The organism is Acidimicrobiales bacterium (genome assembly GCA_033344915.1).
GTDB lineage: Bacteria > Actinomycetota > Acidimicrobiia > Acidimicrobiales > Aldehydirespiratoraceae > JAJRXC01.
Genome location: JAWPML010000001.1, coordinates 2,712,635 through 2,735,940, shown reverse-complemented (window position 1 = coordinate 2,735,940; position 23,306 = coordinate 2,712,635). Strand labels below are relative to the sequence as shown.

General features: G+C 69.4%; 21 protein-coding genes. 4 read left to right on the top strand and 17 right to left on the bottom strand.

Features of this window, described 5'->3' with window-relative positions; genetic code table 11:
- Positions 1–123: 123 nt before the first annotated feature.
- The 3 genes from R8F63_13190 to R8F63_13180 are packed head-to-tail and all read right to left on the bottom strand — an operon-like array spanning position 124 to position 4,109.
- Positions 124–714: a TetR/AcrR family transcriptional regulator gene (locus R8F63_13190; GenBank protein MDW3219560.1), complete on the bottom strand. Its 591-nt coding sequence runs from the start codon at positions 712–714 to the stop codon at positions 124–126.
- Positions 711–2,669, bottom strand: a complete 1,959-nt coding sequence (locus tag R8F63_13185) for an ABC transporter permease (GenBank protein ID MDW3219559.1) — start codon at positions 2,667–2,669, stop codon at positions 711–713. The genes R8F63_13190 and R8F63_13185 overlap by 4 nt, the downstream gene beginning before the upstream one ends.
- Positions 2,670–2,684: 15 nt before the next feature.
- Positions 2,685–4,109, bottom strand: a complete 1,425-nt coding sequence (locus R8F63_13180; protein ID MDW3219558.1) for an ABC transporter substrate-binding protein — start codon at positions 4,107–4,109, stop codon at positions 2,685–2,687.
- Positions 4,110–4,216: 107 nt separating this feature from the next.
- On the opposite strand from R8F63_13180, the gene R8F63_13175 reads away from it, so the two are divergent.
- Together R8F63_13175 and R8F63_13170 are read left to right on the top strand one after the other, a co-directional pair.
- Positions 4,217–5,563 carry a carotenoid oxygenase family protein gene (locus R8F63_13175; protein MDW3219557.1) on the top strand — a complete coding sequence of 449 codons (1,347 nt, stop codon included), beginning with the start codon at positions 4,217–4,219 and terminating at the stop codon, positions 5,561–5,563.
- The gene (locus R8F63_13170) at positions 5,563–7,113 is read left to right on the top strand and encodes an AMP-binding protein (protein MDW3219556.1); all 1,551 of its coding nucleotides are present in this window, start codon (positions 5,563–5,565) and stop codon (positions 7,111–7,113) included. Before R8F63_13175 ends, R8F63_13170 begins: the two co-directional genes overlap by 1 nt.
- 3 nt (positions 7,114–7,116) lie before the next feature.
- Here the strand turns inward: R8F63_13170 and R8F63_13165 are convergent, their stop codons facing one another.
- From R8F63_13165 to R8F63_13125, 9 genes are read right to left on the bottom strand one after another with little or no spacing between them, the layout of a single operon-like run.
- Positions 7,117–7,527 (bottom strand): DUF2752 domain-containing protein, encoded by a 411-nt coding sequence (locus R8F63_13165; GenBank protein ID MDW3219555.1) that lies wholly within the window; start codon positions 7,525–7,527, stop codon positions 7,117–7,119.
- Positions 7,524–7,928, bottom strand: coding sequence for a DUF2510 domain-containing protein (locus R8F63_13160; GenBank protein ID MDW3219554.1), 405 nt, complete (start codon positions 7,926–7,928; stop codon positions 7,524–7,526). Before R8F63_13160 ends, R8F63_13165 begins: the two co-directional genes overlap by 4 nt.
- Positions 7,929–7,981: 53 nt before the next feature.
- Positions 7,982–8,689 (bottom strand): ABC transporter ATP-binding protein, encoded by a 708-nt coding sequence (locus tag R8F63_13155; protein ID MDW3219553.1) that lies wholly within the window; start codon positions 8,687–8,689, stop codon positions 7,982–7,984.
- Entirely contained in the window at positions 8,686–9,438 is a 753-nt protein-coding gene (locus R8F63_13150) for an ABC transporter ATP-binding protein (protein MDW3219552.1), read from the bottom strand. The genes R8F63_13155 and R8F63_13150 overlap by 4 nt, the downstream gene beginning before the upstream one ends.
- Before the next feature lie 22 nt (positions 9,439–9,460).
- Positions 9,461–10,234, bottom strand: coding sequence for an SDR family oxidoreductase (locus R8F63_13145; GenBank protein MDW3219551.1), 774 nt, complete (start codon positions 10,232–10,234; stop codon positions 9,461–9,463).
- Positions 10,231–10,878 (bottom strand): ATP-binding cassette domain-containing protein, encoded by a 648-nt coding sequence (locus R8F63_13140; protein MDW3219550.1) that lies wholly within the window; start codon positions 10,876–10,878, stop codon positions 10,231–10,233. Before R8F63_13140 ends, R8F63_13145 begins: the two co-directional genes overlap by 4 nt.
- Positions 10,875–11,663 carry an ABC transporter permease gene (locus R8F63_13135; GenBank protein ID MDW3219549.1) on the bottom strand — a complete coding sequence of 263 codons (789 nt, stop codon included), beginning with the start codon at positions 11,661–11,663 and terminating at the stop codon, positions 10,875–10,877. Before R8F63_13135 ends, R8F63_13140 begins: the two co-directional genes overlap by 4 nt.
- On the bottom strand, positions 11,660–12,364 hold the full coding sequence (locus R8F63_13130) for a substrate-binding domain-containing protein (GenBank protein MDW3219548.1): 705 nt from the start codon (positions 12,362–12,364) through the stop codon (positions 11,660–11,662). The genes R8F63_13135 and R8F63_13130 overlap by 4 nt, the downstream gene beginning before the upstream one ends.
- Complete coding sequence (locus tag R8F63_13125) at positions 12,361–12,750, bottom strand: TOBE domain-containing protein (protein MDW3219547.1); 390 nt, start codon at positions 12,748–12,750, stop codon at positions 12,361–12,363. The genes R8F63_13130 and R8F63_13125 overlap by 4 nt, the downstream gene beginning before the upstream one ends.
- Before the next feature lie 86 nt (positions 12,751–12,836).
- Here R8F63_13125 and R8F63_13120 point away from each other — a divergent pair, with 86 nt between their 5' ends.
- On the top strand, positions 12,837–13,931 hold the full coding sequence (locus R8F63_13120) for a mechanosensitive ion channel family protein (GenBank protein MDW3219546.1): 1,095 nt from the start codon (positions 12,837–12,839) through the stop codon (positions 13,929–13,931).
- Positions 13,932–13,934: 3 nt separating this feature from the next.
- Here R8F63_13120 and R8F63_13115 read toward each other — a convergent pair whose 3' ends face one another.
- The 4 genes from R8F63_13115 to R8F63_13100 are packed head-to-tail and all read right to left on the bottom strand — an operon-like array spanning position 13,935 to position 21,422.
- Positions 13,935–14,594 carry a class I SAM-dependent methyltransferase gene (locus R8F63_13115; protein ID MDW3219545.1) on the bottom strand — a complete coding sequence of 220 codons (660 nt, stop codon included), beginning with the start codon at positions 14,592–14,594 and terminating at the stop codon, positions 13,935–13,937.
- A 52-nt stretch (positions 14,595–14,646) separates the two neighbouring features.
- Entirely contained in the window at positions 14,647–15,900 is a 1,254-nt protein-coding gene (locus R8F63_13110; protein MDW3219544.1) for an alpha-hydroxy acid oxidase, read from the bottom strand.
- Between the two features lie 6 nt (positions 15,901–15,906).
- Positions 15,907–19,254, bottom strand: a complete 3,348-nt coding sequence (locus R8F63_13105; protein MDW3219543.1) for a branched-chain amino acid ABC transporter permease/ATP-binding protein — start codon at positions 19,252–19,254, stop codon at positions 15,907–15,909.
- Positions 19,254–21,422 (bottom strand): MFS transporter, encoded by a 2,169-nt coding sequence (locus tag R8F63_13100; protein MDW3219542.1) that lies wholly within the window; start codon positions 21,420–21,422, stop codon positions 19,254–19,256. Before R8F63_13100 ends, R8F63_13105 begins: the two co-directional genes overlap by 1 nt.
- 155 nt (positions 21,423–21,577) lie before the next feature.
- Here R8F63_13100 and R8F63_13095 point away from each other — a divergent pair, with 155 nt between their 5' ends.
- Entirely contained in the window at positions 21,578–22,495 is a 918-nt protein-coding gene (locus R8F63_13095; GenBank protein ID MDW3219541.1) for an SDR family NAD(P)-dependent oxidoreductase, read from the top strand.
- 1 nt (position 22,496) lies between these two features.
- On the opposite strand, the gene R8F63_13090 is transcribed toward R8F63_13095, so the two are convergent.
- Complete coding sequence (locus tag R8F63_13090) at positions 22,497–23,222, bottom strand: nitroreductase family protein (GenBank protein ID MDW3219540.1); 726 nt, start codon at positions 23,220–23,222, stop codon at positions 22,497–22,499.
- Between the last annotated feature and the right edge of the window lie 84 nt (positions 23,223–23,306).

The window sequence follows — 23,306 nt, the reverse complement described above, 5'->3', positions numbered from 1 at the left end:
CCCCCGTAGCGTGGAGCAGTCCACCGGGACCCTCACGGGTGCCCGGGACCGCGGGGCGGCGGTGCGCACCCATGGGGGAGGAGGTGCGTTCCGCCGCCGCCGCTCTCTCCGGATCGGGCCGTGTCAGGTCGGGCGCCAGCCGTCGAGCAGGCCGCCGACGACGTCATCGAGCAGGCTGTCGACGTCGAGCCCGGGGGCCAGGCCGGCCACGGTGGCGACGCCGTGGACCGCGGCCCACAGGGCGAGACCGTCGGCAAGCGGATCGCCCCGGCGGAGTTCGCCGCCGTCCATCGCGGTCGCGATGTTGACGAGCATGCTGTCGAACACCGAGGTCGCTCCGCCGTGCTCGACCTCGCCGTCCGGATCGACGTCGATCTCGATCGCATCCGGGCGGTACATGAACATCAGTGAGAAGAGCGCCGGCTCGTCGAGGGCGAAGGCGACATAGCTGCGGCTCGACACCCAGATCATGTCGATCGCCGACTCGGGTGCTTCGGCGCGGAACCGTCGATCGAGTTCGTCGTATCCCACCTGGGCGCAGGCCCGCAGGAGCGCATCCCGGTTCGCGAAGTGGGCGTAGAGCGCCGGTGCGGTCACGTCGAGCCGGGTGGCGAGGGCTCGCATGGAGAGCGCGCTGACGTCGCGTTCGCGGATCAGCGCGATGGCTTCATCCACGATCCGCGCCGCGGAGAGGGGTGCTCGTTCGGCGTTCATGCGCTGCGGTTTCGGCGGGCGAGGCGAGACGACGCACCGACGATGCCGGACGGAAACTTGATGGCGGCGATCATCAGGAACAGGCCGCTCACCGCGAACTGGTACTGCGACGCGTCGTCGTTGATCTGGTCCATGCCGACGGTGAGGACGCCCTCCTGGGTGAGGGCGCCGGCGACGAGGGCCGCGACCGGCGCGGCGATGCCGGAGAGGTACGTCATGGCGACGAGGACGAGCGATTTCAGCGCGTCGAACGAGCTCGCGGACACGATGCTGTTCTGGTAGGCGGCCAGTGTTCCGCCCATGCCGGCCAGGAGGGCCGCGACGGCGTTCGCCGAGAGCTTCACCCGTGGCGCGGAGATGCCGATGGCCTCGGCCGCGCGTTCGTTGGCCCGCACCGCGAGCCACTGACGGCCGGTGTGGCTTCGTCGCAGATTCACGACCACGTACATCGCGAAACCGAGCGCAGCGAGCGTGAGCAGCCCGAACTCCTTGCGGGGGAACAGCGCGCCCTTGCCCTGGATCTGGAGCCCGATGCCGAACAGCGAGGGTGGATCGGCGCGGGCGCCCTCGATACCGCCGGTGAGCCAGTCCCACTTGAAGAGCAGTTGTTCGACGGCGACCGCGGCGGCGAGCGAGGCGATGGCGAGCGTGAGACCCCGGACGCGGATCGCCGGGAGGCCCGCGAGCGTGCCGACGGCGACGGCGGCGAGCGTGCCGACGAGCGGCGCCCACGGGAAGCCGAGGCCGATCGAGTCGCCCACCTTCACCATCGTGAAGCCGGCGGTGCCCGCGAGGGCGAACGTGGCGAGCGAGATCTGGCCGACGAAGCCCGTGAGCACGATGACGGAGAGCGCCATCACCCCCGAGATCGCGGAGAAGATGATCGCGTTGCGCCAGTCGCTCTCGAGCGTGTAGAGCCCGACGACCCCGAGCGCCACGACCGCCCCGGTGACCCAGAGCGTGCGCTGCGGGTCCGGTGCGGCCGGGAGTCGGGTCGTCAGGATGTCGCCGCGACCGATCACGCGATCGCTGCGCAGCGTGAGCGCGAGCAGGACCAGCAGGAAGGGCAGTCCTTCGGCGAGGCCGATCCCGCGGAGGCTGTCCCACTCCGACTGGGCGGCCTGGATCTCCGACTGGAGCATGCCGATTCCCAGCCCCGCCGCGGACGCGATGCCGATCGACGAGAACCGAGCGAGCAGCGCAGCGCCGAGCGCGGGCACGATCAGCAGGCTGCTCGTCGGCGGATCGAGGTTGTTCAGGATCGGGGCGGCGAGGATCATGGCGGCGCCGGCCAGGGTCGTGGCGAGCATCCAGTTGAGGACGCTGATCCGGTCGGCGGAGATGCCGACGAGCGTCGCGCCGTTCTCGTTCTCGGCGTTGGCCCGCGTCGCCAGACCGAAGTTGGTGAACTTGCTCAACGCGCTGATCGCGAGCGCGGCGGCGACGACACCGCCGGCGAGCAGATAGCGATCCGCCGGGATGAACGTGCCGCCGAACTCGACCAGATCGGTCGGGAGCGGACCGTCGATCACGTTGACCACGGCACCGCTCGTCGGGAAGCGGACCGTCATCACGCCGATGAGATAGGTCATGAGGCCGAGCGACGCGACCACCCGGGCGAGCGGCGGCGACGTTCGCAGCGGCCGGAAGACGAGCCAGTACGTGATCAGTCCGACGAGCGCGGAGATGACGAGCGTGACGAACAGCGCACTGGAGACGGTCGGACGGTCGAGCAGATGGAACCGGTCCGGCGCGAACGGCACCAGCAGCGGCTGCACGATGTCGCCCGTGCGCCGGAACTCGTAGTACACGAGCGCCAGGTACGTGCCGATCGCGGCGTGGGCGAAGTTGATGACGTTGCTGGCGCGATGGGTGACGACCACGCCGACCGCGAGGGCGGCGATGACGCCGCCGACCCCGAGTCCGAGGAGGAGGTTGGAGAAGAACGTGGTCACGGCCCGCGGGGTCCGCTAGTCGGCGAGCGCGTCGTGGAAGAGGGTGACCGTGTCGATCCAGTCGGTCAGGAAGATCAGGTCGTCCTGCGAATCGCCCTCGATGGTCATGAGCGTCTGCTGTGGCGCACACAGCGAGGGTAGGCCGGGCACCTGCTCGCCGTCGCATGTGTAGTTGTGGCCCCAGAAGCTCTCGCGGTCCACCGCGTTCTCGAGGATCTCCACGATCCCGGCGCTGGTGATGTTCTCACCGCCGAGCTCCTGGAGCACGGCGTAGAGGTTCATCATCCCGCGGAACGCAACGGTCCCGGCGGCCTGGGCGTTGCCGGTGTTGTACTTGTTGGAGGCGAGGTCGAAGATCTCACCTTCGGTGTCGTCCTGGGCCGGCGGGCCCTCGCTGTTGAAGATCACGCCGATGTTGGCGCCGTCGGCCGCGCCGATGATCTCCTCGGCCGCACAGGCGCCGAACATGTAGAGCGTGCCCTCGAAGCCGAGGTCGCGGAAGCCCTTCATCACCGGGACACAGGCCGCGTCGGCGGCGTTGATCACGACGGCTTCGGCCCCGAACGCCTTCGCGTCGTTCAGCACCCGGGTGTAGTCGGCCCCGAAGAGCGGGAAGTTGTTCGTCCGCACCTCGAGCCCGAGGCTCTCGCCGACCTTCGCCCCGTACTCCTCCACCGCGACCTGGAAGGAGTCGAAGTCGCCGTAGGCGATGAAGGCCTTCTCGTAGCCCTGATCGGCCGCGTGCTTCATGAACGCGGCCATACCCCCGGCGGTGCCGCCGGAGAACGCGAACGCCGACGGGCTGCGCTGTTCGGCCAGCCCCGCGGGGATGCCGCCGACGATCGGCAGGCCGTTCTCCTCGAGCACCGGGAGGGCGCCGTGGATGAGCACGTCGAGGCCACCGACGAGCGCGACGACCTCTTCGAGCACGAGTTCCTGCGCGCAGGCCTGCGAGCTCTCGGGGCTGAACTCGGTGATGCACGGGTACAGCTCGAGCGGGCGACCGTCGACGCCGCCGAGCTCGGCGTTGATCCAGTTGATCGCCGCCTCGGCGGCGAAGCGCAGCTCGGGGAACGAGCCGGCGGGCGAGTTCTCCTGGTTGATCATGCCGATCTTGATCGGCTCCAGCGAGGGGTCGGCCGCAACCGGTAGATCGGGGATCGTGCCGAGGAACCATTCCTCGCCGGCGAGGCGCTCGACGATCGAGGTGCCGTCGCCCTGGGGCTCGTCCGTGCTGTCGTCGCCGGTGCCGTCGTCGGCATTGTCGTTGCCCGTGCTGTCGTCCGCCGTGCTGTCGTCCGCCGTGCCGCCGTCCGCCGAGTCGTCGTCGGTCGTGTCGGTTCCGGCGTCGTCTGCGGTGCTGTTGACATCGGGGTCCTCGCTGCAGGCGGCCGCGAACAGGACGGCAACGGTCAGAACGGCGAACAGGCGACGATGCACGGAAATCTCCCTCATGATCCCGAAGTGGTGAACGACGTTAGCCGTCCGGGACTTAACAGTGTTAACCGGCTGGGCTAGGTTTGTCGTCAGCCATCGCGAGGGGAACCATGAGCACCGCCGAAGCCGACATCACGCCGACCACGCCGACGGATCTGCCGTGGCATCTCCAGGGCAACTACGGCCCGATCGAGGAGGAGCTCACGCTCGACGATCTCGAGGTCGAGGGCGCGATCCCGGCCGAGATCGACGGCACGTACATGCGCAACGGGTTCAACCCGAAGAGCGGTTGGAGCGATCACTGGTTCTTCGGCGACGGCATGATCCACGCCGTCGACCTGCGCGACGGCAAGGCGTCGATCACCAACCGCTATGTGCGCACGCCGGTGCTCGAAGGTGGCGCCGACGGATTCTCGATGGATCCCGCCAACTCGCCGGCCAACACCAACATCGTGCCCCACGCCGGTCGGCTCTTCGCGCTGAACGAGGGGTTCGCCCCCTACGAGATGGACCGCGACCTGAACACGATCGGCATGGAGAACTTCGACGGCAGGGTGGTCGGTCCGTTCACCGCCCACCCGAAGCTCTGCCCGGTGACGGGCGAGATGCTCGCGTTCGGGTACCGCGTCGTGGGCCCCGAGTTCCTCCGCTACTACCGCTTCGATGCATCGGGCGCGCTGATCCAAGCGGAGCCGATCACGCTCCCCACCGGGGTGATGATGCACGACTTCAACATCACGGAACACAACGTGGTGTGGATGGACCTCCCCGTCTGCTTCAGCCTCGACAAGGCGATGGCAGGTGAAACCCCGTTCGGCTGGACGCCGGACAACGGCTCCCGGCTGGGCGTGATGCCCCGCACCGGCGGCGATGCCGACGTGCGCTGGTTCGACATCGAGCCGGGCTACGTGCTGCATCCCGTCAACTCGTGGGAGGAGGGCGACACGATCGTCCTCGTCGTCTGCCGGCTCGACAGCTTCATGGACGGGGGCTTCGACGACATCTCCGGCAAGGCCGAGCTGTGGCGCTGGACGATCGACCTCACCGCGGGCACGGTCAAGGAGGAGCACCTCGACGACCACAAGGCGGACTTCCCCCGGGTGAACGATCGCCTCGTCGGCCTCCAGACCCGCTTCGGCTACGCCCAACAGCTCGGGCACTCCCCGGAGAACCCGTCGATGGGCCAGGAGATCTACAAGTACGACCTGCGCACGGGCGTCCCCGAGATCCACGACCTCGGCAACGTCAACGGCGGCGAGCCCGTGTTCATCCCCCGCGGTGAGGGTGGTGCCGAGGACGACGGTTGGGTCGTGCTGTTCGGCCACGACGTCGAGACCGACGTCAGCGAGTTCCGGATCATCGACGCCCAGGACTTCTCCGGTCCGCCGGTGGCCCGGGTGTTCTCGCCCCAGCGCGTCCCCTACGGCGCCCACGGCAACTGGATGCCCCGCGGCTGATGGCGATCCTGCTCGACAATCATGTCGCCGCGCACCCGGATCGGGCCGCGCTCGTCGACGAGCACGGCACCACCACATGGGCCGAACTGCGGACGCGGGTCACGCGGCTCTCCCGGGCAATGGCGGATCGCGGCGTCGGCTCCGGCGACACCATCGCGGTGATGATGGGCAACCGCCGCGAGCTCTACGAGATCCTGCTCGCCGCGGCCCACACCGGATTCACCGTCGTCCCCGTCAACTGGCACTGGGTGGCCGACGAGCTGGCCTACGTGCTCGACGACGCCGGCGCGAAGGCGCTGCTGGTGGGGAACCGGTTCGTCGACGTCGCAACGGCGGCGCTCGCGGACCCGCGGGCCGCCACGGTCGAGTTCTCGGCCGTCGTCGGCTCCGGCGACCTGGATGCCTACGAGGACCTGGTCGCGTCCGGCGACGATGCGCCGCTGGAAGAACAGCTCCTTGGCGGTCCGATGTTCTACACCTCCGGTACGACCGGGCGTCCCAAGGGCGTGCGGGGCATGTTGTCGGGCGGGCAGGGGATCCCGTCGGAGATCTTCCAGCTCATCTGCGCGTCGATGAACGACTTCGTGCCTTCCGACGGCACGACCCTGTTGGCCGGCCCGGCCTACCACTCCGCCCAGTGGGCCTTCAGCTTCATGCCGCTCGTCAACGGGTCGACGATCGTCATGCAGCACAAGTTCGACGCCGCCGGCGCGCTGGCGCTCATCGACGAGCACGCGGTGACCAACGTCCATCTCGTGCCGACCCAGTTCAAGCGCCTGCTCGACCTCCCCGCCGACGAGCGGGGCGGGTTCGACGGGTCGTCGCTGGTCGCGGTCTGGCACGGCGCCGCGCCCTTCCCGCCGCCGTGGAAGCGGGCGATGATCGACTGGATGGGTCCGGTTTTCCACGAGTACTACGGCTCGACCGAGGGCGCGTTCATCAGCGTCATCCGGGCCGACGAGTGGCTCGACAAGGGCGGCAGCGTCGGCAAGCCGCTCGAGGTGATGGAGGTCTTCGTCGTCGACGACGACGGCAACCACCTCGGCGTGGACGAGACCGGCACGCTCTACTTCAAGAACGCGATGGGCAGCGACTTCGAGTACCACAACGACCCCGAGAAGACCGCCGCTGCCCATCTCGAGCCGGGCGTGTTCACCACGGGCGACGTCGGCCATCTCGACGCCGACGGCTACCTCTGGCTGTCCGACCGCAAGATCGACATGATCATCTCGGGTGGGGTCAACATCTATCCGGCCGAGATCGAGGCCATCATCTCCGAGAACGATGCGGTCGAGGACGTCGCCGTGATCGGTGTGCCGAACGAGGAGTTCGGCGAGGAGGTCAAGGCGATCGTCGCCGTGTCCGATCCCACCGTCGACCGCGACGCGCTCGCCGACGCCCTCATCGACGCATGCCGGGAGAAGCTGGCGGGGTACAAGCGACCCCGCTCGGTCGATTTCGTCGACGAGATGCCGCGGACGGGGACCGGCAAGATCCTGAAACGGGAGCTGCGCGAGCCGTACTGGGCCGACGCCGGTCGCACGATCTGACGGTCAGAAGATCCCGCGGGGGATCGCGCCGGATCCGATCCGTACCGCCCAGACGACGATCATCGCGGCCGCGTTGACGCTCACCCAGCCGAGGACCAGCCAGCGCGGAAGTGTCCGGGGATCCTGGCGCCGGGCGAGCAGGACCGCGCCGATGACCGCGACCTGCGCCGCCATGAGCACGATCGCCGGGTGGTGGGCCCAGGCCGCGCCGAGGTCACCGCGCACGAGCCGGTTCGTCGCCCGGGTCGCGCCGCAGCCCGGGCAGTAGGCGCCCGTGCACCGACGGAACGGGCACAGCACCACGCCGTCCTCCGCTCCGGCGGTTGCCACCGCGGTCGCGGCGAGCGCACCCACGACCGCCAGGCGCGGCGTGACGTGGGTCGCCAGGGGGACACGGGTCGCGGTGGCGGTCATGTGTTCGCCGCGGCCACGGCCAGGATCATCGCGATGAACACGATCCCGAGGGCGAGAAGCGCCGTGCCGATCGCGCCGATGATGTAGCCGGCCTGGGCGAGTCCTCGAGCGGCCGGGTCACCCTCGCCGCGGTCGATGCGCTGCACCTCGTTGCGACCGAGGATCATGCCGATCGGGCACAACACCATGCACGTGAAGAAGAAGCCGGCGATGGAGATGACGAGCGACGCGATCGCGGCGCCGTTGTCCGGTCGGGGCGCGAGCAGCGGGGGCGGGGGCGGACCGGCCGGTGGTTGGCGGTGCGTGGTCCAGTCGGCGCCGTCCCAGTAACGCAGCCCGCCGGCGACTTCGGGGTCCGGGTACCAGCCCGCGTCGGGCCGCGGCCCCGCATCGTCGCTCATGGCGCCAATCTAGATGCCCGAGAATGGACAGGCGTCTGACCCCCTGTCCGTTCTCAGCCGAGATAGCTGGCTTCGATCCGGCTGGGGTCGTCGCGCAGGGCGGCGGCGTCGCCGTCGAGGACGACGGAGCCGTTGGCGAGCACCACGGCCCGGTCGGCGAGCTCGAGGGCGAGATGGATGTGCTGCTCGACGACGACCACGGCGGTGTCGAGCTCGTCGGCGACGCGACGTACGACCGGGAGCATCTCCTCGACGATGACCGGGGCGAGCCCCAGACTCATCTCGTCGACGAGGAGCAACTGCGGCTTCGTGATGATCCCGCGGGCCACGGCGAGCATCTGCTGCTCGCCGCCCGACAGGAGCCCGGCCCGCCGGTTCATGAGTGGGCCGAGGGCGGGGAAGACATCGACGGCCCGGTCGTAGGCGGCAGCCCGATCCCGACGCTTCAAGCCGGGGGACAGGCGCAGGTTCTCCTTGACCGTGAGGCCCGGGAAGAGCGAACGGTCCTCGGCCACATGGGCGACGCCGCGGCGCGCGACCTTGAAGGGCCGCCGACTGTCGGTCGGCTGGCCGGCTACTTCCACCGTGCCGTCGATCACCGGCAGCAGGCCGCTGATCGTGCGGAGCGTGGTGGTCTTGCCCGCGCCGTTCGGGCCGAGCAGGGCGACGACCTCGCCGGCCGCGACCTCGAGGTCGAGACCCCATACCACGGCAACGCCGTTGTAGCCCGCGTGCAGTCCGCGGATGCGCAGGACGGTCATGCCTCGGCCGCCCGTCCGAGGTACGCGGCGACGACGGCGGGATCCGCGCGGACCTGTTCCGCCGTGCCCGACGCGATGATCGAGCCGAAGTCGAGCACGTGGATCGTGTCGCAGACGTCGAGCACGAGCCCCATGTCGTGGTCGATGAGAAAGACGGTCACGCCGGTGTCGGCGATCGCTCGCAGCCGTCGACCGAGTGCGGCGCTCTCCGCGGAGTCGAGCCCGGCCGCCGGTTCGTCGAGCAGCAGCACCCGCGGTCGAGCGGCGAGGGCGCGGGCGACGCCGACGAGCCGGCGCTGACCGTGGCTGAGGTCGGATGGGAACCGGTCGCGGTCGGCCGTGATACCGAGGAGATCGAGCGCGTCGTCGACCTCCGGGGGTATGCCCCGCGACCCCCACGGCCACAGTGCATCCACGACGAACTGCCACCAGGGCCGGTGAAGTGCGGCGGCCGCGAGGTTGTCCTCGACCGTCAGATCCTCGAAGAGCTCCAGCGTCTGGAACGTGCGGACGAGACCGAGCCGGGCTCGTTCGGCCGGCGGCATGGAGGTGATCTCGACGTCGCCCAGCATGACCTGTCCACTCGAGGGAACCATGCCCGTCACCGCGTCGATGAAGGTCGTCTTTCCGGCGCCGTTCGGCCCGATCAGGCCGGTGATGCCGCCCTGATCGACGCGCAGGTCCACGCCCGAGAGTGCCTTGACGCCGCCGAACGACACCGAGAGATCGTCCGTTCGGAGAAGACTCATCGCACGCAGAGTAGCGAGCGGCTCACACGGCGGTCCATCCGCCGTCGACCGCCACGATGGCCCCGGTCATGAAGGAACTCGCGTCCGACGCGAGGAGGAGCAGGGCGCCGTCGAGCTCGCCGTCGATGCCCGCCCGACCCATGGGCGCGCCGTCCGCCATGTAGGCGAACGACCGGTCGTCCTCGAACATCTCCGTGTTCATCTCGGTCTCGAACCAGCCCGGAGCGATCGCGTTCACCCGCACGCCCTTGCGGGCCCACTGGGACGCCAGCTCACGCGTGAGGTTGTGGAGGCCGCCCTTCGCCGCGGCATAGCCCGGCACCCGGAGCTTGCCGCCGCCGACGAAGCCGAGCACCGACCCGATGTTGACGATGCTCAGCGGGTGCGCGTTCTCGATCGCCCACGCGCCGGTGGCCCGGGCGAGCGCGTAGGGCGCGACGAGGTCGATCTCGACCTCGCGCCGGAAGTCGTCCTCGTCGAAGTCCAGCGCGGGGATGGCGGTGCTCACGCCTGCGTTGTTCACCAGCACGTCGATCCGGCCGTAGTGCTCGACCGTCCGGTTGACGAGGTCGGCCGCTGCGCCCGCCTCCGTCAGGTCGACGGCGACGGCGAGTGCGTCGGGGAGTTCAGCCGCCAGGGCCTCCAGGCGGTCCGCCCGCCGGGCGGCGAGGACGACCTTGGCGCCGACGCCCGCGAGGGTGCGGGCGAACCGGGCACCGAGGCCGGAGCTGGCCCCGGTGACGATCGCGACGCGGTCGTCGAGGCGGAAGGCGGAGAGCGGGTCGGGAGTGGTCACGAGTCGGAAGTCTTGCGCACCGTGCCGTTCCCCGCCGACACGCGTTGTGGGGCACCGGCCGCGTCGACCGGGTCGTGGGTGACCCAGACGATGTTGGTGGCGTCGAAGGAGCGCAACGCGTCGCGCAGGGTCGTCCGTCCCGCGTCGTCGACCGCGGCGAGGGGCTCGTCCAGCAGGACGGTCCCTGCCCCGGCCGCGAGGGTGCGGGCGATCGCCACCCGTTGTCGCTGACCGAGCGAGAGCGAGTCGGGTCGACGTGACCCGAAGTCCGCCATCTCGACCGCGGCGAGGGCGTCGCGCGCCGCGCGTCGCGCCGTGGCGCGGGCGACGCCGCGCCGGCGGGCGGCGAACGCCACATTGTCGAGGGCGTCGAGATGGGGGAAGAGCCGGTGATCCTGGAAGAGCAGGGCGACGTCGCGGTCGTGGGCCGCCACGAACCCCGATCGTGACGCGTCGTCGAGCACGCGGCCGTCGATCACGAGCGAGCCGCCGTCGAGCGCCTCCAATCCGGCGAGCGTGCGTAGCAGTGTGGTCTTCCCTGCGCCGTTGCCGCCGGCGACCGTGGTGAGGCCGGGTTCGAGCGACAGGTCGATGTCGAGCGCGAGGTCACCGCGGCGGACGTGGCCGTGCAGTTCGATCGTCATCGCCGGAGCCACCGTCCACGGAGCAGGACGAGCACGGCGAGGCTGATCGCCAACAGCAGGACGCTGATCGCGATCGCCGACTCGGGGTCGGTCTCCAGCGCGAGGAAGGTCTCGACCGGGAGGGTCCGCGTCCGGCCGCCCAGGCTGCCTGCGAAGGTGATGGTCGCGCCGAACTCGCCGAGGGCGCGGGCCCACGACAGCGCGAGGCCGGCGCCGATGGCGGGTCGCACGGTGGGTACGGTGACGTGCACGAACGTCGCCCACGGCCCGGCCCCGAGCGTGGCCGCGGCCTCGTCCAGGTCGGGTCCCGCGTCGCGTAGCGCGGACTCGACGGTGGTGACGAAGAACGGCATCGCGACGAAGGTCGCGGCGACCACGGCGCCGGCCGTCGTGAACGGCAGCGTGATGCCGAACCAGCGATCGAGCCACTCGCCGAACAGGCCGCGCCGACCGAGCGCGAAGAGCAACGCCGTGCCGCCGACGACGGGCGGCAGCACCATCGGCAGCAGCACGATCACCCGCAACGCGGCGATGCCCCGGCGGGAGGATCGGGCCATGACCCACGCGAGGGGCAGGCCGACGACCACGCACGCCAGTGCGGCGGACACGCTGACGATCAGGCTCACGCGGAACGCGTCGAGGACCGCGTCGGTGGTGAGGCGTTCGACGATCGAGGACCAGGGCGCCCGTTGGAGCAGCCCGATGAGCGGGACCGTGAGGATCGCGACCGCCACGCCGGCCGGCGCGATCAGCGGACGCGGCGTGTGCCGGGGCGGAGCACTCACGGCACGAGGAACCCGCGGGATTCGAGAAGCGCTCGCCCCTCGTCGCTGCGCAGGAAGGCAGGGATCCCGGTCGTGCCTCCGTGCACCGACGCGGCCACATAGTCGGTGACGAAGGCTTCGAGCCGCACGTCGTCGACGGTGTCGAGCGAGAAGGCCCGCGCGTCGGTGGCGTAGATCAGTCCGCCGTCGAGCTCGCCGCGGGCGATCTTCAACGCGAGGGCGCGCACGTTCGGCTCCTCCGTGTCCGCGGCAACCTCGATGCCGAGCTCGTCGAGCGCGGCGGCGGCCAGTCGACCGCACGGCACCTCCGGTGCGCAGACGCCGAGAAAGCGGTCGCCATCGCCGAGGTCCTCGACCGACGTGATCCCACCGGGGTTGTCCGGCGCGACGGCGAACACGAGCCGGTTGCGGGCCACGACGCCGAGCGTGGTGTCGACGAGGCCGTCGGCGAGCGCCTGCTCCATGGTCGCCGCGTCGGCGGTGATCAACAGGTCCGCGGCGGCGCCGTCCGCGAGTTGGCGCACGAGTCGGCTGCTGCCGGCGATGACCCAGACCGGGTCGTCGTCGAGGGCGCGGTCGATCTCGGCCGTGAGATCGGTGAACGAACTCGGGACCATGGCGATGTCCGGGTCGTCGCTCTCGCCGCACAGTCCCGCGGTGGCGACGATCGCGACGACGACGATCGAGAGCCGACGGATCACGTGGCCTCGATCACGACGTTGGTGGACTTGATCGACGCAACGGCGGGTGCGCCCGGTTCGAGGCCGAGGGCGTCGACCGCCTCGGCGGAGATGAGCGACACGATCCGGTGGGGCCCCGCCTGGATCTCGACCTGGGCCATCACCGTGTCCTTGACCACCCGGGTGACGAGGCCGGGGAAGCGATTCCGGGCCGAAACGGTGCGATCGGCCTCGGTCGGCTGATCGCCGAGCTCGAGCGCCAACCGGGCCAACTCCGGGCCCGCCACCTCGCGATGGCCGCCTTCGGTGCGGCTGGTCTCGAGCCGTCCCTGGTCGGCCCAGCGGCGGACCGTGTCCACGCTCACGCCGAGCAGCCGCGCCGCCTCACCCATCCGAAACTGGTGCATGCGGTCAAAGGGTACAAAATATCTTGCACCTGCGGGATATTTGGTTGATCCACCGACGGATTGCGGCACTCTCGTAGCGTCTCGGCATGGCCCAGATCCCGCTTGTCCAGGACACCGATGCCGAAGCCCTCGCCGACGCGTGCGGCATCACCGACGTCTCCTACACCTGCGAGCAGGTGTTCGAGTGGACGGACAGCAAGTTCCTCGCCAACGCCGCCGAGTGGATGCTCGACCGACCGATCCGGATCGTCTTCGTCCTCGTCGCCGCCTGGATCATCTCGCGCATCCTCCAGCGGGTCGTCGTCCGGTTCGTGAACACGATCGCGGCGTCGCCGACCGACGAACGGTTCCAGGCGCTGCGGGAGCGAGGCCCGGGTCGCCTGCTGATCGAGGAATCGGAGCGAAAGCGCGCCGAGGCCCGAGCCGAGACGATCGGGCTCGTGCTGAAGAGCATCGTCGTCGCGGTCGTCTGGAGCATCGCCGCGTTGCTGGTGCTCGGTCAGCTCGAGATCGACCTCGCCCCGCTGATCGCCGGCGCCGGCATCGGCGGCATCGCCCTCGGCTTCGGTGCACAGTCCATCGTGAAGGACTTCCTGGCCGGCCTCTTCATGCTCATCGAGGACCAGTACGGCGTCGGCGACATCATCGACGTCGGCGAGGCGACCGGCACGGTCGAGAAGGTCTCGTTGCGGTCGACGACCGTGCGCGACGTCTACGGCACGGTGTGGCACATCCCCAACGGCGAGATCAGTCGGGTGGGCAACTACAGCCAGCTGTGGAGTCGGGCGCTTCTCGACGTCGAGGTCGCCTACGACACGGACCTCGAGCTTGCCCAGGGGGTCATCCAGAAGGTCGCCGACGACCTGTGGGAGGACCCGGCCTGGGGCGGCGACGAACTCATGGAACGTCCCGAGGTCTGGGGCGTCCAGAGCCTCGGGTCGTCGGCCGTGGCGATCCGTCTCGTCGTGAAGACCGAACCCTCGCAGCAGTGGGCCGTGGAGCGCGAGCTGCGACTCCGGCTGAAGAACGCGCTCGACGCCGCCGGCATCGAGATCCCGTTCCCCCAGCAGACCGTGTGGTTCCGCCATCAGGGGGAGCACCCGATCCCGCCACCGCCGGACCCGTCCACCATTCCCGTCGCGGACCTCGCCCAGGCCCACGACGACGAGGCGTCGGTCTAGCGCCTAGCGGCGGCGCACCATCGTCACGCCGTCGCCCACCGTCAGTTGGGCGACCTCGACTCGGTCGTCGTTCACCAGGAAGTCGTTCAGCGCCCGGATCGCCTCGGTGTCGTCGTCGTCGGCACCGGAATCGGCCAGGACCTGCGCGCCCCACAGGGTGTTGTCGATCAGGATCACACCCTGCGGCGCGAGCCGCTGCAGGATCTCCTCGTAGTAGCTGCGGTAGCCGGTCTTGTCCGCGTCGATGAACGCGAAGTCGATCTGCTGGTCGGCGGGAAGCGCGGCCAGTGTCTCGACCGCGGGGGCGATCACGAGGTCGATCCGGTCGTCGACCCCGGCCTTCGCCCAGTGCTCCCGGGCGACGTCGGTCCACTCCTCGCTGATGTCGCAGCACAGGAGGCGCCCGCCGGGCGGGAGCGCCTTCGCGATCGCCAGCGACGAGTAGCCGGTGAACGTGCCCACCTCGACCGCGAAGGCCGGCTGCAGGATCGAGACCAGCACGGACATGAACGCACCCTGGTCCGCGCCGATCTGCATGCCGGCGAACGGCCCGGCGATCTCGGTGGTGGCGGTCTGCAGGGCGCGCTGCACGTCGTCCGGCGGTGTGCTGTGCGCCGTTGCGTAGTCTGCGATGTCGGCTGCGGCGATGGATCGTCGGGCCATGGGTCACCTCCGGGTGTCGGCGGCCCACCGTAGGGAACGGGGCCGGGTGATGTCACACGCCGGACAGCATCGCCGGCGACAGTCCGGTCGTCGCGGTCTCACCGCACAACGCCATCGTTCGGCGCATGCCGGACGCGTAGAAGTCGAGCAGCCAATCGACGCCGGCCTCGCCCGCGGCGCCGAGGGCGTAGAGGTAGGGCCGACCGGCCATGACAGCGTCGGCTCCCAGGGCCCGGGCCTTCACCAGATCGCTGCCCCGCCGGCAACCGCCGTCCACGATGATCTCGATCGCGTCGCCGACGGCGTCGCGGGTGGGAGCGACGAGGGAGATCGTCGCCGGCGAGCCGTCGAGCTGGCGTCCGCCGTGGTTCGAGAGGCACGCCGCGTCCACGCCGTGTTCGACACACAACTCGGCGTCGGCAACGGTCTGGATGCCTTTCACGACGATCTTGCCGTCCCAGATCGAACGAAGCCACGCGATCTCGTCCCAGTTCAGCGACGGGTCGAACTGGGTGTTGATCTGCTGCGCGAGATCGACCGCCGAACTGCCGTCGGGGACGGACTGCGCCCTGGTGCTGGTCGCGACGTTGGCGAACACGATCGGTTCGTTCGTGAGGAACCGGCGGGTCCAGCCCGGGTGCCGGAGGCCATCGACGATCGTGCCCGGTCCGAGCTTCGGCGGCAGCTCCATCCCTCGGCGGACGTCGCGCTCCCGCCGGCCGAGATAGGCGGTGTCGACGGTGAGGACCAGCGCCTCGTAGCGCGCCGCCGCGGCCCGTTCGACCATCTCCTGCACCAGTCCGCGATCGCGCCAGACGTAGACCTGGAACCAGAGTCGCCGCTCGCCCTCGCCGGCCCAGGGCACACTGTCGCTGGCGGCGGCCATCTCCTCGATCGAGCGAGTGCCCATCGTCGACAGGGTGTAGGGGATGCCGACCCGCGCGCAGGCACGGGCGACTGCGAGCTCGCCCTGCGGATCGGCGATGCGGGTGAACCCCGTCGGGGCGAGCACCAACGGCATCGGCATGACGCGGCCCAGGAGCGAGGTGGAGGTGTCGACATTGCTCACGTCGCGCAGGACCCGCGGGTGGAACCCGATGTGCCGGTACGCGGCGGCGTTGTCCGCCATCGTCTGCTCGTCCTCGGCTCCGCCGTCGATGTAGTCGAAGACGCCGCCGGGGAGGCGGCGTTCGGCCAGCCGCCGCAGATCGGCCACGTCGGCGACGGACCGGAGGCGGCGAAGGTCGCCGTCGCGTTCGAAGCGGCGGAAGCGGACAACGGACCGGAGCGAGCCGAGGACCGCCATCGTCGTTCAGGAGTCGCTGCGGTCGATGGCGCGTTCGTCGGTGCCCAGATAGCTGGCCACGACGAGGGGATCGCTGCGCACGGCGTCCGGCGAGCCTTCGGCGATGACCGAACCCGCCTCCAGGCAGTACACCCGGTCGCTGATGCTCATGATGAGCGGCATGTCGTGCTCGATGATCAGCATCGAGGCGCCCATCTCGCGACGGATTTCGGTGATCAGCGGGCCGAAGGCCTCGGTCTCGCGTTGGGCGACACCGGCCGTCGGCTCGTCGAGGCACAGGACGTCGGCGTCGAGGGCGAGCAGGCCGCTCAACTCGACGATGCGGCGGGTGCCGGTCGAGAGGTCCGAGACGAAGGCGTCGGCGTAGCGGCCCAGACCGAGGAAGTCGATGAGCTCGTCGGCCTCGCTGCGCATACGCCGTTCGGACGCCATGTCGAGGAACAGGACGCTGCGGGCGAACGACGACGGGTGCCGCGCCTCGAGCGCCACCTGCACGCATTCGCGCACCGTCAGCTCGGGGAACAGCGTCGCCGCCTGGAAGGTGCGGCCGAGCCCCATCGAGGAACGCACCGGCGACGCGAGCGACTCGATGTTCTTGCCGAGCAGGGTGACCCTGCCCTCCGCGGGGACGTAGCCGCCGATCGCGTTCATCAGGGTGGACTTGCCTGCACCGTTCGTGCCGATAAGCCCCACGATCTCGTCGCGGCCGACGTCGATGCTCACGTCGCTCACCGCGACGTTGCCACCGAAGCGGACGGTCACGCCGCTCGTCTTGAGGGTGATGTCGCGACCCTCGGCGTTCTGCGGCAGGTTCTCGTAGACCCGCGCCGGCCGGGGGTCGTTGGCGGCGAGGTCCCGGCGGAGCCAGCGCCCGATCACGAGCGGCCACAGGAACGGGATCAAGGGCTCGAAGACGAGATAGAAGCTGTAGCCCGCCTTGGTGCCGATCGCGCCGATCCGCTCGCTGCGGATCTGGGCGAGCTGCAGCAGCATGGCGAACGCGATGACGCCGGAGATCACGGCCCCGACCAGGTAGTAGTCGAACCAGGTGCTCTCGATCGGGAAGCCGCGGATGCCGCGGGTGCCGTCGCCGAAGAGGTGATCGACCGCGAGCCGGGCCACATAGAGGAAGGTGATCACCTTCGCGACGAGCGCGATCCCGCTCACGAGCCAGTCGAGCAGCGACGAGCGTCCGGTGTCGTCGACGATGATGGATCCGTCGCTGCCGCGGCGGATCGCGTCGGGCGTGGCGGTCGTGCTGGAGATCTCGGCCGCTCCGTAGCTGCGCTCGAGCCGCTCGACGATCCCGTCGCGCACCTTGTAGGCGATCTGGACGAAACCGCCCGGGAAGTACATCAGCATCACCAGGAAGCCGATGGACGACGTGGCGAGACTGATGATGGGGTTGTCGGAGAAGAACGACGGCAGGCCGCGGACCCAGAACGCACCGAGGACCGGCCCGATGACGGAGCCGAGCCCGCCGATAACCGCCATGTTGACGACCTGGAGCGAATCCGCGATCTGGAAGTGGGCCTCGCCGAAGCGGATCTGACGGGCGGCGTTGCCGAAGAGGGCGCCGCCGAGTCCGGCGATGCCGCCGGCGATCGCGAACGCCGTGAGTTTCATCCGCACCGGGGAGACCGTGTAGGCCGACGCCGTGTCCGTGTTGTCTCGGACGGCGATGATCGAACGGCCGATCCCGCTGCGGCGGAGTCGACCGATGACGAGGATCGTGACCACGAGACACACGAGGCTGAAGCGGAAGAAGTTTTCCTGCTGGCGCAGGTTGATGCCGAAGAAGTGGCCCCGCTCGAACACGACGGAGCTGTCACCGTTCGAGAAGAACGGGCGCTGGTAGATGTACTTCTCGGCCGCGATCGCGAACGCGAAGGTGGAGATCGCGAGCATGATCCCCCGCACTCGGAGCGCGCCGATACCGGTGATGGCGGCGATGGCCGCGGTGAGGAACACCGCGGCGACGATCGACGGCAACGTCGGGATGCCGGACCACTCCACGTCCAGCAGGCGGTTGCTTCCCCAGCCGATGTCGAGCTCGATGCCGCGGTTGAACGCGGCCGCACTGAGGGCGCCGATGCCGGCGTAGGCGGCCTGGGCCAGGGAGACCTGGCCGGACCAACCGGTGATGACCGTCAGCGACGCGGTGATGATCGCGAACGCCACGACCGAGCTGTAGAGGAACCACTTCGACGGCACGATCCTCTCGGGCGGGGCGTCCCAGAACCACAGGAAGCGGTCGGCCCAGTCGAAGAGCGTCTCGTGGTGGATTGACACCTGCCACACCGCGATGAGCAGGACACCGAGCACGATCCGCGGCATCCAGCGCACCCACCAGATCTTCGCGATGTGGAGGGGGAGGGGCCGCACCTTCGTGGCGAAGCTGAGCGGGGATTCGTCGTTGTTGCTCCGGCTCTGCCAGAGGAGGGCGACGATGACGGCGACGAAAACGAGCAGGGTCGACAGCCCCGGGTCGGAGGTGAAGTTGAAGCCGAAGAGGTTGTCGCCGAAGGCGATCAGGATGCCGCCGGCCATGGCGCGCGGGAAGGAGCGCATGCCCGCGATGACGGCGGCGGCGAGCGCGTTGGTGAGCGTGAACGGGCCGAGGTTGTCGATGCCCGTCGCGGCGCGGCCGCTGCTGAGCAGGATCATCGAGAGGGTGGCGAGGAAGCCGCCGATCGTCCAGACGACCGACGAGACGACATGGGGGTTCACGCCCGACAGGCGGCTGAGATCGGGGTTGTCGGCCGATGCGGTGATGGACTTGCCGAACGTCGTGCGGCTCATCATCAGGCCGAGCAGGATGGCGATGAGCGGGACGACGATCAGGATCTGGATGTCCGAGCCCTTGATGAGGATGCCCTCGTCGGTGCCGACACCGATCCCGTCGAGAGCCGAGAAGTCTCCGCCGACTCCCTCGTAGTTGCGCCCGATCGCCGCGGGGTAGGTGGTCTGCGCGCCCTCGACCTTCGGGAAACTGAGCAGCACGACGGCGCGCCAGAAGTCGGCGATCGCCACCGTCGCGATGAGCAGGACGATGCGCGGTCTGTGGAACAGCCGTTTGACGACGATGATCTCGGTGACGAGACCGAGCAGGGCGCCGACGGTGAGCGAGATCACGAACGCGAGCCAGAACGGGAAGTGCCAGTTGATGACGAGCAGGGCCATCAGCGTGGCGCCGGGCAGGCCCATGTTGCCGACCGCGAAGTTGATGACCCTCGTGCTCCGGTAGATGAGCACGATGCCCATCGCGAGGAGGCCGAACACGAGGCCCTGGACCAGCGTCCAGAACAGGATCTGGCGCGTGATCCACGCGCCGAGCAGGAGCCCGGACTCCATCAACCGCCTTCCTTCCCGAGGAAGACGGCTCGCGCGAGGTCGTCCCGTTCGGTGAGCTCCTGCGCCGACCCCTCGAAGCGGACCTGCCCCTTCTCGAGGAAGATCGCCCGGTCGGAGATCGCGAGGGCGACGTTGAGCGACTGCTCCACGATGATCATCGTCTGGCCCGCGGCCCGCAGCGTGTCGATGTGGCCGAGCAGGTCCTGCACGACGGTGGGAGCGAGGCCGAGGCTCAACTCGTCGATGATCAGCAGGTCGGGCTCGTGCAGCATGACGCGAGCGAGGGCCAGCATCTGTTGCTGACCGCCGGACAGGTCGCCGGCCCGCTCGTCGAGGCGGTCCTGGAGCGCGGGGAACATCTCGAGCACCCGGTCCTTGCGCCGCTGTACGTCCTGGGGATCTTTGCGGTAGTTGTACGCGCCGACGTCGAGGTTGTCGCCGATCGTGAGGTTCGGCCACACACCCTTGCCGCCCGGGAGCATCTGGATGCCGAGCGATCCGCGGATCTCCGGGCTCGCGAAGGTGGCGGTTCGACCGTGGTATCTCACGACGCCGCGCTCGGGTGTCTCGAGTCCCGCGATCACCTTGAGGATCGTGGACTTGCCCGCACCGTTGGTGCCGAGCAGGGCGAGACATTCGCCCTGCGCCACGTCGAACGACACGTCGAACAGCACCTGCACCTGGCCGTAGCTGAAGTCGATGTGGTTGACCTGCATCACCGGGATGTCGGTGCCGGCCGCGACCAGGTCGAAGTAGGCCTGCTCCTCCTGGAGCTCCTCGACGACCAGCGAGAGGTCGCGGCGGATGGCGCGGCTGCCCTTGATGATGTTCCAGCCGCCGAGCGGCATGAAGATCAGCGTCAGGAAGGTGATGGCGAATCGCTCACCCCACTCGTTCTGCATGAAGCCCGACAGCAGGCCGCCGCCGATGCCGCCGATCGCGAACATGAAGAAGGTGATGATCGCCGTGCCCATGCCGCGGAGTCGGTAGGGGACCACGCCCTGGATCGACGGCTGGATCATCGAGAACGCGGCGCCGAGGAAGGTGCTCGTCAGCGTGGCGAAGATGATGAAGAGCCACACGTTGGGCATCGAGAACTGGATCGGGATGAGGATGCCAACCGGGATGAGCAAGGTGCCGATGATGCGCAGCGCCCGATCGGGCGCCTGGCGGAACGTCTGGTCGAACCGCTTCCCGATGATCGGCAAGAGGATGATGATCAGCACACCCGACGGGGCGACGGCGAAGCCCCGCTCGAGCGCGTCGAGACCGAACTCCTCCTCGAGGAAGAAGCTCGTGATCGAGCCCGCGGGGAAGAGGGCGAAACCGATCGCGGCGAGGCCGATCGTCATCGACCGCACCGTGTCGATCCGCCAGATGCGGTTGAACGCGGCGCCGATCGAGATCGGGATCTCCTCGCCGTCAGCGCCGAAGCTGTGACCGAGGACGTCCTTCTTCTCCCATTGGCCCCGCTCGGGCTCGGGAATCGCGAAGGCGAGGACGGCGAGGACGGCCACCGGCAGGGTGAGCAGGAGGTACGCCCAGCGCCAGCCCTCGGTACCGCCGACCCACACGGCGATGCCGCCGACGAGGATCGGACTCATGGCGTTGAACACCCGCCCGATCGCCGCGTTGATCGAATACATGCGGCCGCGGATCGCGATCGGGTAGGCGTCGGCGAGGAGCGTCGAATGGACCGTGATCGTGTTGGCCTTGGAGATGCCGGTGAAGAACCGCGTCCAGAAGAACATGAACGCGTTGACGGCCAGACCACTGAGGAAGGCGAACGCGGCGAAGGCGACGCTGGCGACCCCCACGATGGGGCCGCGGCGCATGCGATCGGCGAGGTAGCCCATGGGGCCGGCCCCGAGCACGAAGAAGGCGACCGAGGCGACCGAGATGAACGTGATGAGGCCGTCGCTGACACCGAAGGTCTCGCCGATGTCGGGGCCGAGGATGTTGATCGCCGCGCCCTCGAGCTCGTCCATCGAGTTGAGGAGGAGCAACACGACGAAGGTGTAGGCGCCACCCTTGGCGAACCCGTCCCGAAGGCTCATCTCTTCGCTGCCGACTCCGGGAAGCAGATCGTCGGCGAACAGGACTTCCTTCGACCGGGCGGCCTGCGCCTCCTGGCGCGCCGCCTCCTCGTCCAGGACCGTCGCGGTCAAGGAGGCTGCAGACCGCGTTGCTCCGTCGCTGTCGCTCACCCGGACTCCCCCCAGCCACTCTGCGAGGGCCTGACATTAGCCGGACGTTGTTCGGTAGGACTAGCCCGACTTCGCACGGAGCGCGCGCGGGCGACCACTTGTGCGAAGCTCCGCCCATGGCTTTCGAAACAACGACGCAGGACGTGATCCAGGGTGTGGACCTCGGCGGGCACACCGCGGTGGTCACCGGCGCGACGACCGGCCTCGGACGCGAAACCGCCCGGGCGCTGGCCGAGACGGGCGCCCACGTCGTGGTCTGCGGACGCACCGCCGAGAAGTGCGAGGCGGCGATGGCGGCGATCCGTGAGGCAGCGCCCGACGCGAGCCTCGAGGCGCAGACGTTCGATCTCGCCGATCTCGCGACGGTCCGGGCCGGGGCCGATGCGCTGTTGGCCCGCCACGATCGCATCGACCTCCTGATCAACAACGCGGGTGTGATGTTCACCCCGCCCGGCACCACGGTCGACGGATTCGAGACCCAGTTCGGCACCAACCATCTCGGTCACTTCGTGCTGACGAACCGGCTCCTGCCGGCGCTCGTCGCCGCCGCGCCCAGCCGCATCGTGAACCTGTCGAGCGCAGGTCACTTCACCAGCGACGTGATCTGGGACGACCCGAACTTCGAGACGACGCCCTACGACAAGTTCAACGCGTACGGCCAGTCCAAGACGGCCAACATCCTCTTCTCCGTCGAACTCGATCGCCGCCACGCGGCGAGCGGGGTACGGGCGAACGCCGTGCATCCGGGGATGATCATGACGGACCTCGCGCGCCACATGGGGCCCGACGACATGACGGAGCTCCGGGACCGGGCCTCCAAGCGGACGGGTCCCGGGCTGCCCGACTTCAAGTCGGTCGAGCAGGGCGCCGCCACATCGGTGTGGGTCGCCGTGTCCGACGAGATGGCGGACGTCGGCGGGCAGTACTGCGAGGACGCCTCGGTCAGCACGCCGGCCCCCTATGCCGTCGACGTCGATGCCGCGGCGCGCCTGTGGGCGATGTCGGAGGCCTTCGTCGGCGAGACGTTCGGCTGAGTCAGCGGCTCGGCCGCGGCGGGCCGGCACGCGTGTGGCTGGTGCCGGGCGGGTCGACGGCCCAGTCGGCGGTGTCGCCCCACACACCGTCGTAGACGAGGTCCGCGAGCGGGACCCGCCGCACCGGGCCGTGGTTGCCTGCCGGCTTGCCGAGGGTGATCGTCGCGGCGATCGCGACCTCGTCGGGCAGCTCGAGGAGGGCCCGCAGTTCGTCCTCGACGAACACGTGGAAGATCGTGAGGACGCCGCCGTAGCCGAGGGCGCGGGCCGCGAGCAGCAGGTTCTGGCAGGCCGGGTAGACGGACGCACCCTCGGTCGCGTTCGCCGGCCGGTGTCGGATGAGGCAAGGGAGGACCAGCGCCGGCACGGTCGCCATGTTGTCGACATAGTGCGCCATGGATCGTGCCATGCGGGCCTTCGGCGAGTCGTCGACGGCGCCGGACCCCTCGTCGTAGCCCTCGTCCCGCCGTTTCGTGTCCCACATGGTCTGGGCGGCTCGAGCCACGAGCGCCTTCGCCCGGTCGGCGATGTCGCCGTCGGTCAGGACGATGAAACGGAAGTTCTGACGGTTCGAACCCGAGGGCGCGCGGGTTGCGGCGAACAGCATGTCGCGCAGCACCTCGGGCGGAATGGGTTCGTCGCGGTAGCGGCGGATCGCTCGCGTCGTGGTCAGCCCTTCGAGCAGGCCGACGGTGTCTGCGGCGATCGGACGTTCGTCGAGGCTCACGGAGAGCACCGTAGGTCGGTCTCACCCTCCGTGTGTCATGAGACACGTGCCTCCGGCACTCGGGGTGCGCGCCACTACTCTGGC